Consider the following 12,049-nt stretch of genomic DNA (forward strand, 5'->3'; position numbering starts at 1 on the left):
CTGGGATTTCCTTAAATGACTTTACAAACTCCAGAAGAATGACAGGGTTAATCGCCTTGCCATCCTTTTTCGTTGTCAGATGTAGATGGTAAGACGAATGGGACTTTATACAATAGAAGATATGATTGCAGTTGCCGGTTGAATTCGCGTCCTGTTATAAAATGTTAAAAAGTTAAATCTTCATCTTTTCTAATCTCTTCAGAAGCTTCGCCGTCACTTTTCTACCGTTTAACACGTAAGTGACTGATATAAATGCATTTGCAAATACGTTTGTTGAACTTATACATACCAAATCATACGAGACCATTGCTCATGTCATACCACAAAAGGGTGCGTATGTAGAGGTGGGCAATCGTGTACTTATTGGATTGGTGAAAGAAGACAACAGGCTGTTTCAAGCATTTATGGACGGAACTGCAACCTTGTATTATTCAGGAAAACAGTTTCCAACAACCATCGCCTTGCAAGATCTTCACTTCTTCATGCCATACATCAAAGGAAAAGGAATACGTGATGTGTATGAGATTGTCAAGGTGCGGACTATCACGGGCAAAGAGGCAAAACAAACGGATGAAGATGATGCCGACAGCAAGGCTCTCCGCCTGGCTTTTGAACTTCGGTATGTTCGCAAGCAATATGCAGAATTCCAACCAATAGACACAACAAAGATGATAGTCCACACGTTTGTTGATACGACTTTCGATAAGTTGGAAGAATGTGTGATAATAGATAAATTGTAAAAAACTATATAAGAGAATGAAAAGCATCGGATAAAGCTTGAGTTTCAGGAGCAACCCGAACTTATGCAGGTAAAATTGACTCTCCATATTCAAAACGAGCCTACAAATGAGCCTGTAAATGAACGGCAACAAACTATACTATCTATTAACCTGAGTTCGGGATAAGAAAGTCTTTATAAAAGTTGGTAATCTCAATAATTTTTAGTACCTTTATGGTTGTAAATCAATTAGTTATAAAGTAAAAGGATACTATAGTTATGGAGATTACCAAGGACAAAATTACTGAAATTTTCTGTATTATCGATGATTTTTGCCAAGAATATGATAAAGAGATTGCCCGCATGTCCATTTGTGAGCCTGACGGGCGTAAGCACCGCAATCGGAAATGTACTATGAGCCGGTCGGAAATCATGACAATACTCATCTGCTTTCATTTCAATACTTTCCGCAACTTCAAGCATTATTACCTCTTTTATGTCAAGGTGCACCTGCACGACTTGTTCCCAAAGCAGCTCTCATATAACCGCTTTGTTGAACTCGAGTCCAGAGTCGCGGTTGAGATGATGCTGTTCCTCCAACTGTTTTGCTTTGGTAGATGCACGGGTATAAGTTTCATTGACAGTACATGCATTCCTGTATGCCACAACAAGCGTATAACAAGGAATAAGGTGTTCCGTGGTTATGCAGAAAGAGGCAAAAGCACCATGGGATGGTATTTCGGTTTCAAGTTACACCTGATATGCAATGAGAGAGGTGAACTGCTTAACTTTATGCTTACGAAAGCGAATGTTGACGATAGAAATACAGATGTTTTTAACAGATTGAGTGATAATGTGTTCGGAAAATTATTCGCAGACAAAGGATATATTTCGCATGGCTTGTTTGAGAGATTGTTTAACGACGGTATAGAAATTGTCACTGGCTTGAAATGCAATATGAAAAACAAGCTTATGCCATTGTATGACAAGATTCTGTTGCGTAAAAGATCTGTCATAGAAACCATCAATGACGAACTTAAGAATGTTGCACAACTTGTACATTCAAGACATCGTAGCGTGTTCAATTTCGTAATGAATGTCCTTTCTGTTTTGGCTGCGTATAGCTTCTTTGAAAAGAAGCCATCCATCAACATTGACTATTGCATAGAGAATGTTGACGGACAGCTTGCTGTTATAAAGTAAACTTCATTTGGACTTTACAATCCTTGCATTTTGCCATCCATATTGTTTGGAGGGCAAATGTAATATGCACCTATCGGAAATCTGGCATAGCAAGAAAAACGACTGTCGCTTATCCCGAACTCAGGTTATTATGAAGCAAAGTCCATCAATAATAAGAGAAGATTTGGCAAACAAACTGGGTATTTCGCTTGCAACGTTAAAAAGAGAACTTACTTCGTTAAGAAAGGAAGGTTACATTACACGTAACGGAAGTGATAAAAATGGGCAATGGATTGTTGTTTCAAAATAGTTGTATGTACGTGAAAAAATCTGCCATATCTTCCAGTTTCGACATAACTCGTTGTATATAAGCAAAATAAAGGCTGGCAGATAACTCGATAATCGGGTTATCTACCAGCCTATCCCCCAGCCTTAACAAGCTATCTGCCAGCCTGTCAATGCGATTAACGCAGACTGGAAACAAGATTACCGCGTAGCGAAAATATCATTACCGCGTAGCGGAAATAAGATTACCGCATTGCGGAAACAGAAGTACCACGCTGCGGTAATGTGCTTGGGGCTGAAGAAATCTCCCCTTTCTCTTAAAGAAGTTCTTCCTTTTTCTGAAGAAATATCCCCTTTTTCTTTTTACTAAACACGCATCACTCGGGCAGTGCTGTTACAATCACTACGCGATTAAGATCGTTATCTTCGTATGGCTGCGCATTGCTGCCGATGCCTTGCGCCTCGATGCGCGACGGAGCGATGCCGTAACGCTCTATGAGGATATTACGCACGCTGTCGGTGCGGCGTATGGAAAGCATCAAGTTGGTGCGCGCCTTGCCTGTGGCTTTGTCGGCATAGCCGTCGAGACGGATGCGGGCAGAAGGGTTCTGCTTGAGATATTCGACGATGTTCTCAAACACTATGTCCTGCTTCTTCTCTGGCTTGGCGGAAGCGCAAGCGAAGCTGACCGAGGCGAGACGGAACGCTTCCTGTTTCTTCGCAACCGACTTCTCCACTATGCGGTCCTTAAAGACGGGACGCTCCACTATCCGCTCCTTCACGTACACCGTGTCGACCACGGCTTCACGACGGAGCTTATGGCAGCGCTGCTTCTTGGCGCAAGGCTTTGAGGCGTTGAAGCGATAGGTCAGTCCGAGCGTTGCACCGAGCGTCGGCTCGTACTTGCGACCAGTGATGCGACCGTCGAAATGGTCGGGCATGAGAGCCGAAGCTATCTCAAGGTTTACATCCATGCACTTCAGCACGCTGTACTTGGCGGCTATAGAGAAGTTGGCTGTGAGCGAGTTGGCGTCCGCCGTGCCGCGATAGGCGAAGGTGCGGGCGTAGCCCAATCCTACAGCCGGAAGCACATCGAAGCGGCCCTCGCTGCGGAAGAGCAGACGCGAGAGGCTCACCATGAAGTCGGCATGAGCGTTGACGTAACGCAGATAATGGCGATAGGTGCCGTCGGGGCGGACCGTCACATTGTCGATAACGGGGTCGTGAGGGCCGTATATAGAGCCGTCGGTCTGCGTGTCGCGCAGATAGAGTCCTTCGGATGTGGACATGCCGTTGAGCGCATAGCCGCCAATCTGCAGGCGCAAGGCGTAAGCCGGAGTGATCCACTTGCCGACGCCGACGTGGTATGAAGGAGTGAGACGCTTGCCGAAGTGCAGCTTGCCGGCATCGCTCGAGAAGATAGTCTGCACGCCTCCGCCCGCCTCAACGAACCATCCGTTCTGCGCAGATGCCGGGAGCAGCGACATGCACCCCAGCACCATGCTTATTATAGTTTTCTTATTCATATATACAGATAGGTTTTAAGCTTATTCAACAATGAGGAAAGCAGGTCTGCTGGGCTCGCCAGCTGTGCCGTAGCTTGCGCCGCCGGCAAACGTGAAAGCCGAGACAGCCTGATAGAGACACTTGTTGCGTGCGGCATAATACTTCAGCGTAACGGGTTCCTCCGCTCCCATGCTGCCGTTTATCTCCATGCGGAAGACATACTCGCCGTTCTCCGCCTGTTCTGCCTTTGCCATGCCGCGACATTCTGCGCCCACGAATGCAGCCATCAGGTCGTCTGCCGTTGCCTGGCGCACGATGTTCTGAGGCAATGCCACACAAGCTGTCATCTTGAGCGGATGCTTGCCGGCGAGAACGAGAGGCAGGGTGAGCGGCTGCTCGGGCGAAGCCTCCACCTTGCCGTCGGCGAAGGCGAGGCATGCAGGAGCCGTGAACACGTAGCTGTTGCGATGGCTGTAATAGCGTATGTCTACAGACGCCGCCTGTGAGCTGACGCCGTTGACAACCATCTTGTATACCGGTCTGCCGTCCTGCTCGCCCACAAGTTCGCCCACGCCGGCGCACACATTGCCAATGAACGCCGCCAGCTTGTCGCCGCTCTTGTCGGCATAGCTGCCTGTAACGGCGTCAAGGGTGAGATAAGCGATCATGCTGCCTTGCGGCACGAAGCTGAGAGTCTGCGGCTGTTCCTCAGAACCAACCACCGAACCGCGCTTGCCGATAACGAAGGACTGCTCGGAAACGAACACCTGCTTCTTCTCCGCGCTGTAATAGCGGAATATCACCTGCTCGCCCTCGGCACGTCCGAGGATGTCGTACCAGTAGAGCATATCAGCCTCGCTCTCCACGTGCTTTATGCCGCGACACTCGTCGCCCACAAACGCCTGCAGCTCGTCGCCTGCAGCTACGTTGAAGGGCAGCTTCGCCTTGTCCACCTTCACCCATACCTTGGTAGGTACGGGGAAGGGTCCCGACTGCTCGAAGTCGGGATAGGCGGGCGCGTCGGCTGTGCCGTAAATCTTGTCGACCTCATATCTGACGTCTGACGCTACGGAGACATACGTGCGCTTGGCGGCAGCACTGTAATAGCGGAACTCCACATTGCCGTTCTCGCTCGACGGCGCCTTCACGTGGATGAAGAAGAGGCGCACGCCGTCGTTCATCACCGTCTTAGCCACACCGCGACACTCGCCGCCAATGAAGGCAGCCATCTTGTCGCCGTCGGTGGCAAGCGTTTCGAGCACCGGCGAGAGACGCACTACGGCAGTCATGCTCATCGGATAGACACTCTTGTCGGGGTCGCTCCACAACGGCGCCTGATCGTTGCCGCTGAAGTCGGCTCGCCACATCGGGGCGGAAGCAGGAGTGGCAGACGCCACCTGCCATGTTGGAGTCTCGCTTACGAAGTCCTCCTCAACCACGCTCCACTGGGGAGCGGGTTGTTGCGGATAAGTCTTGTCGCCCTCTTCGGTGCATTGTGCGAAGAGTAAGCCCAATGCGGCGAGAAACGAATACTTTATATATTTCATATAGTCTTTCTTTTTAAAATATTACTTCTTGATAGCCTTCATCGAATAAACGTTGCCGTCTACGGCGATGCTGACGATATACACACCAGCCGGAACCGTGTTGCCGGCGTTCCATGTGATGTCTACATTGCCGCCAGCGTTGCAGTCGTTCCATGCCACGATACGCTTGCCGCTCATGTCGCTGACGTATACATCTGTATAGGCGTCGCGGCCGACAGTGGCACGTATCTTCAGCTGCGAGTAGAACGGCGACGGATAGATGTAGAGTCCGCCCTCGGTGCCGAGGAAGCTGATGCGCATCGGCTCGCTGAGGGTGCCCACATTGCTGTTGGCAGCATAGCTTACAGCGCTCGGTGCCTTGGCTACGACGTCGCCGTCGCGCTCTACAGTGAAGTCAACAGCCTCGGGCTTGTCGCCACCGATGGTGAGCATAAAGACGGTTCTGCCGTCGGGCAGAGCTATAGCCTCGGCATAGCCGCGCGGCTCGCCTGCTACGTAGCTCACAAGGCGGTCGCCCTGCTGCAGCTCTACGCCTTCCACCTCTACCACTGCCGTCATGTTGGCTGAGTAGGGGAAGTAAGCGTTTGTGCCGTCAGCGTTCTTGGCAGCTGCCATCGCAGCCTTAGTCTTGCGTCCTACAGAAGTCTTCGACGGATACTGCAGCTGAGCGTCGTCCTGCGACTGGCGCAGGAGCATGTATCCCTTGCCGTTCTCCATGTACGTCAGACTGCCTATCCATCCCAGATTGCCGCTGTACATAGCCATCTGCGTCTGCGACTTCACGATGTCGCCTTCCTTGGCGTCGTAGCCGGCGAGAGCCTCCTTCAGCGTGAAGTTGTCTGAAGGCAGATACGAGATGTAGTTCCAGCGCGCTGTGCCGTCTGCCTTTGCTCCGCGTATGGTGAGCTTGTGCGAGGTGGGGTCAACCGCCGGTCCTGAGATATGCAGGCTCTGCGGCTGCGAACTGTGTACGAGATACATCTGGTCGTTGTCGATGGCGGTGAGCTGTCCCATCCATCCGTTGCGCTTTGTCCACGATGCGAAGCCGTACTGCTCGTTCTTCACCTGGTCGTCTGATGTCCACTTGCCGTCGGCAAGCAGCTTGTTAAGATCGGAGAGTTTGTCGGATGCGATGTTCGTCGATATCCACGTCCATCCCTCGTTCAGCGTGATGTTCTGCACACGATAGTCCTTCGCCGTGAAGAGCACTGGCTGCGACGGACTGCCCACTACGGCGTTATTCTCGAAGCTTATCGGCTTCTCGCTCTCGGCTATGTAGGTCTGTCCGGTGCTTGCGTCCCAGATGCGGAACTCGAGGTCGTCGCTGCTTACGTCGTTAGAGTAGACCGTGAGCATGGCGTAGTACATGTCGTTCTGCTTGTAGTAGCGGTTGTTGCATACGCCTACGCACTTTACGCCGCTGAACGCAGCAAGCATGTCCTCGTCGTCAGAAGAGTATACCTTATTGATATACAGCTTGCCGAAGACAGACATATTATACTTGAAGTCGGCGGCGTTCACCGTCCAGTCGGGCTTCTCGCCCTCTACCTTCACCGTGAGCTGCAGAGCCTCCACCACGTTGTTGTCGCCACGCAGATAGAGCGTCTCGTCGTATGTGCCGATGTTCAGACTCGGGTCGATAGTCAGCACGATGTCCTCCGACGCTGTCGGGTCGATGGTGCCGCTTGCCGGTTCTGCCTCAAGCCATGAAGGAAGGTTCTCTACGGTGAAGTGTTCGATTGAACCGCCGTTGTTGAGTGCCTTCACCTTGATGGTCTTCTCCTCGTTGAGCTTCTTCACTACGGTGAGAGCCCGGTCGCTCCACTTCAGCTGGTTGCGGTCGATGAATGCGCTCCATGTTATCGGCGAGAGAATCTCGTTGCCGTTCTTGTCGCGCACGCCGTCCACCGTGAACTTCACGATAGTCTTCTCTATGCGCTCGTAAGGCTCCTTCAGATTGATGATGAGCGCGTCGTTGTTCACTACGAAGTCGTAGAGCAGCTTGCTCTCCGGTCCCTTTGCCTTGACGGGTGCAGAGGTCTTGGTCTCGACATCGCCGCCTACCGCAACTGCGTCAGGCACCTGCTGCGTCGGGTCAGCCTGCTGCTTCTGGTCTTTCAGAGAGAACTGCAGTTCCTTCACGCCCTGCCATTCGATGTATGTCTCAAACGGATAGTAAGCCAAGAGTCCCTTCTCAGTGCCGTCAAGACGGTTGCTGTTGCCGTTCTCCACGAGCGTTTCGCTCTTGTAGAGATTCCATACACGCACCTCGTCAATCTCGCCCTTGAAGAAGTTGTCTGCCTTCTCCTGCTGCAGGTTGTCGGCAGGAGTCCACACACGAGCGCCGAGATGTATGTAAGCCGCAGCTATGCCACCAAGGTCGGCTGCCTCGAAGTAAGTGTTCAGCTTGCCGTCCACGTATATCTGTCCGCGTCCGCTTGTACGGTTGACAGCTACAGCTACGTGGTGCCAGTCGTTGTCGGCGTAGCTACCGTCGCACGCCACACGCACACCGTTGTTGTGGAACACCAGACGGCCTTCCTCCAGATTGAGAGCGAAGAGATTGAGCGAACCGCCCATGTCCTCGCCGTCGCCGCGTCCGTTAGAGATGATGGTAGCCGTCTGCTGAGCCTCGTCGGCCTTGAACCATGTCTCGATGGTGTAGTCCATGCTGTTGTCTACGACACATGAACTGCCCGAAGAGAGCTTCAGATACTGGTCCTTACCGTTGAACGCTGCTGCGCGTCCCTCGGGGTTAGCCCATTCGCCGCCTCGCATCTCAAGGTTAGCACCGTGTGCCTTGTCGGCAAGAACGCTGCCCTTAGCTTCTGACATAGGATAGTAAGCAATGAGATTGCTTTCGGCTCCTGAGAGCATTGTCAGCGAGTTGGTCTGCAGACGTGCTGGTGTGACTACCTTGTCCCAAATACGGGCGCCGTGCATCTTGCCTGCGAAGTGTCCGCTTCCGTCTACGCTGGCTCCGAACACGTAAGCGCCCTCGCCATTGTACTCGCCCACCTCAGCTGCGCTGATAAGCTGTTCGTAGTTATAGTAAGCCGACACGTTTCCTTCATTATTATATACAAGAGCCACGTGTGCCCATGTGCCCTGCTCGTAGTCGAACGCCTTGTCGCTGACGATGGTCTTATCAGCCACCTTCACCTTCAAGCGGTTGTCGCTCGTCGTTGCAAGCTCTATCGCACTGTTGGCGTTGCCCTGGCTGAAGAGCACAGCGTCCTGAGGCTTGTCTGCAAGAGTCCACATCTCGATGGTGAGGTTCTTGCCACTCCAGTTGCGCTGGAACTCAGACACGAGTTCGTCGTTCTTTCCGTCAAGACGTACGCTTACGCTATGGTCGGTCTGTGCGCCGTTGCGTATACCTGTCACCGAGAAGTTGTTGTCGGTGAGGAGTCCGTCGGCTATAGGCTCGTTGAATGTGAGCTTCACCTCGTCGTTGACCGTCAGTACACCATTAGCTGGCTGAGCGCTACCGAATAGGCGCGGGTTATACATATCCTTGATGCCGCTGTGTACGGCAGAATAGTTGTATACCTCTTCATTGTTGATCATGCTCGTACCTACAGTGCGCAGGTCGTAACGCTGATCCTGCTGGTCGTCCATAAACCAGCGATACTTGATAGTACCGGCATCAGCAGCCTTGATCATCTCTGCATTCATACCATTCTTCACTGCCTGGTCGAAGAGAGTCTGGTCGTTGTAGTAGCTCATGAGCGTTGTCCAGTCGTTGTCGCTGCCCGACGACGGCTTGAACTGAAGCATGATGCGATGGAAGTTGTCATAGTTCACATCGAATCCGTCAATCACTACGTCCATGTAATGCTTCTGCACGCCGTTCACCTCCGCTGTTGCCAACTTGGTGTTGTATGTCCAGTTGTCGGTAGGCTTCTTCAGGTTCACGTCAGTAGCCGAGGGAGTGAAGTGTACGCTGAACGTCACGTCGTCATATATTTCATCCTGGAAGTCGGTGGGGTCACACTGACACTGCGACTGAAGCATCAGTCGGAGATTGTCGTAGTTCATCACCGAACCCTTGCGCACCTCGAGTGTCTTGGTGAGTGTTCCGCCTGCCGGTACGAGCAATGCTCTGCCGTTGCCGATCGGTGCGCCATCGATGAGCAGCTGTGCTCCGTTAGGATTGCTGGCATCGTCAATAACGAGGTTATACCAGTTGTCGTCCTGCGACTCAGAGTTGTTGCGCAGATAGAGCGTGAAGTAAGCCGACTTGCCAGAAGGAACATTATCGATGAAGTCCTTTTCAACGGTTATCTCCGGAACTTCCATCTGAACGGTAGCCTCATTGATGACGTGCTGTCCCGGTTCGTAATACTTGGTCTTGTATTCGCCCTCGAACGGACAAGACGTAGCACCGCCACGGGTCTTGAAGATGAATGTAGAGAAGGTCTGTTCCTTTTCATCCTTCATGTCCTTGTACTTGATGTACTGGTCGCCGTTCTTGTATCCTGCCTCGCGGCATACGTCTACAGAGATGTAGTCAGAGCCTTCCTCTGCGAGCACGTAGCCCTTGCAGTGGCGTGCAGTTTCCTCAGTTGAGAACTCGCCGCCGTGTTCGGTGGTAAGGCTCTCGTCTACAGTGAGCACCATACCAGTGCCATTGAGTGTCCATCCGAAGTTGTTGGTGAACTGAGCGCCAATCAAGATAGAGAAGCGTTGAGTCTCCGAGCGTCCAACCTCATACTCCTCAGAGTATTCGTAAGAAGCACCGCCCTGGAACGAATGGTTCTGCATGAGTTCTGCCTTCACCTTCTGTTCCTCGTTATTGCGAAGCTGCATCTTCCAGTTGTCAATCGACTGATTGAGGAACATGATAGTATCCTCCTTCAACGGCTGTCCTGCCGGAGTGTAGATCTTGTAACTTGGTCCGTCAATCGGGTCAGTGGCATTGGCACCCTTAAACACCTTGTCGTTGTTGCTCTTGCCGAAGTTAGGATCGTCAGCTGCCAACTTCGAAACGTATACTGGGAGTTTGGTGTTGTCAGCCATTGCCTGGAAGTCGATACCTTCAGCTGGCTGATGCAGCAACTTGTTGCGTACATCCTCAAGTTTAGGCAACAGCACCTGCTCGATGTGCACCTGCGGATAGGTGAACATAGTGCCATACTTCTGCGAAAGTCCCAGACCAGTAGTCTTCACAAGCAGATATTCACTGTTTTCGGGAGTAACATTGCTGAACAGTTCGTATTCTGAAGGATTGGCCTGATACATCTCACGTGTAGTAACGGCGATGTTTTCGGTCTTGCCTACACCGATATTGGTAGAATAGCCAACGAAGAGGTCGCCGTCGCTTCCTACATACTGCGGGTCGCTACTTGTCTCGAAGCGTGTGGTAGTGGTCATCGTCTTAGTGTCAGAGTCTGTACCACCGATTGTCTCACTGTGAGAAGCACCGAATGAGAATTCGTTCTTCACGTCGTTCTCGTTCACCACTCCGGCACCAAGACCGGTGAAGGTGATGACCTTGGCACCAACCTTTGCCTCGTTGTTCAATACTCCCTCGTTAGTGACATTTCCCTCATATGTACTTGTAGAAGTAACTGTCACACCCTTCTCAAGATAAGCATAAGAGTTGCTTCCCGGTGGGTCGCGCAGCACGAAGAGCACCTTGTCGGGTCCGTTCGTAACGAAGTCCGATCCCAGAGTCTTTGCACCAATTACGATAGCCTTAGTATTTCCCTTGCCGTCAAAGCCACCCTTCCAGTTGATTGTTGTAGAAGATGTGCTTTCGCTGTTTTCGCTGTAGGTCATATCCATAGCTGCTGAGCGCAGAGCCGAAGTCATTTCCGGGTTGTTAACCTGGAAAGTCCATTCAGCCTCACCGTTCTCGTCAGTAGTGATGTCTTCTTGCGTTCCGTACGCAATGTCGCCTCTACTGAATGACAGTTTAGCCTCAGGCGTTGGCACGATGTCCTCCTTAACGCCATCCTTACGTCTGCCGTCCTTATCCTTATATTCGTACACCTCCGCTGTGGTGATGTGATAAGTGACGTATTGTCCCTGCTCATACACCGGCACGCCGAGTGTGTAAGGCTGTGCAGCATTATCAGGATTGTAGGTCTTTACCCTTATAGTCTTTGTTTGATCGAGGGTAGCGATGCTGAGTTCTTCCTTTCCGAAGAAGTCCTGAAGCTTACCCTTCACCTTCTCCTTCACGATGATTGACGGAGTGTAGCGCTTGATGAACTGCTGCTTCTTGTTGTAATATACAGTGTCGCTGCAATTGACATACTTGCCCTGCGTAGAGATAGAGTCGAGATAAGCATTCACCTCGCTCTGCTTTGCAAACTCGTTGCTCAAGTTGAGGTCGTCGCCACTGCCCGGGATTTTGTCATGACCAGGCACTACTACATTAATCTTATACTTCTCAGGAATGAGGTCGGCATAGAACTCACCCGTTTCTGCGTCAGGATAGATAGTAATCTTGTTGCCATTGTAAGCTACGCGGTTCTGGTGCTGCTTGCTTACGTATGCGCCCTTGACGTGATTGAGTGTAGTCTCGCGAGCTTCAGTTGTCATCTTGTAATTATCGTTCGGATAGGTGAGTTCGATGCGTACGTCGTCAGCGAGGTTGTTCTTCGAGAGCGAGTGACCCACGGGGAGCGCCTCCTGCTTCGTACCACCAGCTACGCGTCCGATGTAGCGTACGGTTGTAACGTCAAAGATTTCGAAGCCGCCGTCGTCGTCCTGATAACCTGAGTTCGGGATAAGCGACAGTCGTTTTTCTTGCTATGCCAGATTTCCGATAGGTGCATATTACATTTGCCCTCCAAACAAT

The 12,049-nt window shown here is 51.4% G+C and carries 6 protein-coding genes; 3 read left to right on the forward strand and 3 right to left on the reverse strand.

What is annotated here, in order from left to right:
* Positions 1-239 precede the first annotated feature (239 nt).
* From CCC32_RS01440 to CCC32_RS01450, 3 genes are all read left to right on the forward strand, one after another.
* Complete coding sequence (locus CCC32_RS01440) at positions 240-740, forward strand: hypothetical protein (RefSeq protein WP_287071753.1); 501 nt, start codon at positions 240-242, stop codon at positions 738-740.
* A gap of 257 nt (positions 741-997) precedes the next feature.
* On the forward strand, positions 998-1,921 hold the full coding sequence (locus CCC32_RS01445; protein ID WP_287071600.1) for an IS982 family transposase: 924 nt from the start codon (positions 998-1,000) through the stop codon (positions 1,919-1,921).
* 130 nt (positions 1,922-2,051) lie between these two features.
* On the forward strand, positions 2,052-2,210 hold the full coding sequence (locus CCC32_RS01450; RefSeq protein WP_287071754.1) for a helix-turn-helix domain-containing protein: 159 nt from the start codon (positions 2,052-2,054) through the stop codon (positions 2,208-2,210).
* Positions 2,211-2,562: 352 nt separating this feature from the next.
* Here the strand turns inward: CCC32_RS01450 and CCC32_RS01455 are convergent, their stop codons facing one another.
* From CCC32_RS01455 to CCC32_RS01465, 3 genes are read right to left on the reverse strand one after another with little or no spacing between them, the layout of a single operon-like run.
* Positions 2,563-3,711 carry an OmpA family protein gene (locus CCC32_RS01455; RefSeq protein WP_287071756.1) on the reverse strand — a complete coding sequence of 383 codons (1,149 nt, stop codon included), beginning with the start codon at positions 3,709-3,711 and terminating at the stop codon, positions 2,563-2,565.
* Between the two features lie 21 nt (positions 3,712-3,732).
* Positions 3,733-5,238, reverse strand: a complete 1,506-nt coding sequence (locus tag CCC32_RS01460; protein ID WP_287071758.1) for a hypothetical protein — start codon at positions 5,236-5,238, stop codon at positions 3,733-3,735.
* A 21-nt stretch (positions 5,239-5,259) separates the two neighbouring features.
* Positions 5,260-11,868: a LamG-like jellyroll fold domain-containing protein gene (locus CCC32_RS01465; protein WP_287071760.1), complete on the reverse strand. Its 6,609-nt coding sequence runs from the start codon at positions 11,866-11,868 to the stop codon at positions 5,260-5,262.
* Between the last annotated feature and the right edge of the window lie 181 nt (positions 11,869-12,049).

This window comes from Prevotella sp. LMAG:51 (assembly GCF_008680225.1).
Taxonomy (GTDB): domain Bacteria; phylum Bacteroidota; class Bacteroidia; order Bacteroidales; family Bacteroidaceae; genus Prevotella; species Prevotella pectinovora.

What these genes read in the sequence shown, in the direction of transcription:
- CCC32_RS01450 (WP_287071754.1), top strand. Translation starts at nt 2,052, where the DNA reads ATGAAGCAAAGTCCATCAATAATAAGAGAAGATTTGGCAAACAAACTG.
- CCC32_RS01455 (WP_287071756.1), bottom strand. Translation starts at nt 3,711, where the DNA reads ATGAATAAGAAAACTATAATAAGCATGGTGCTGGGGTGCATGTCGCTG.
- CCC32_RS01460 (WP_287071758.1), bottom strand. Translation starts at nt 5,238, where the DNA reads ATGAAATATATAAAGTATTCGTTTCTCGCCGCATTGGGCTTACTCTTC.
- CCC32_RS01445 (WP_287071600.1), top strand. Translation starts at nt 998, where the DNA reads ATGGAGATTACCAAGGACAAAATTACTGAAATTTTCTGTATTATCGAT.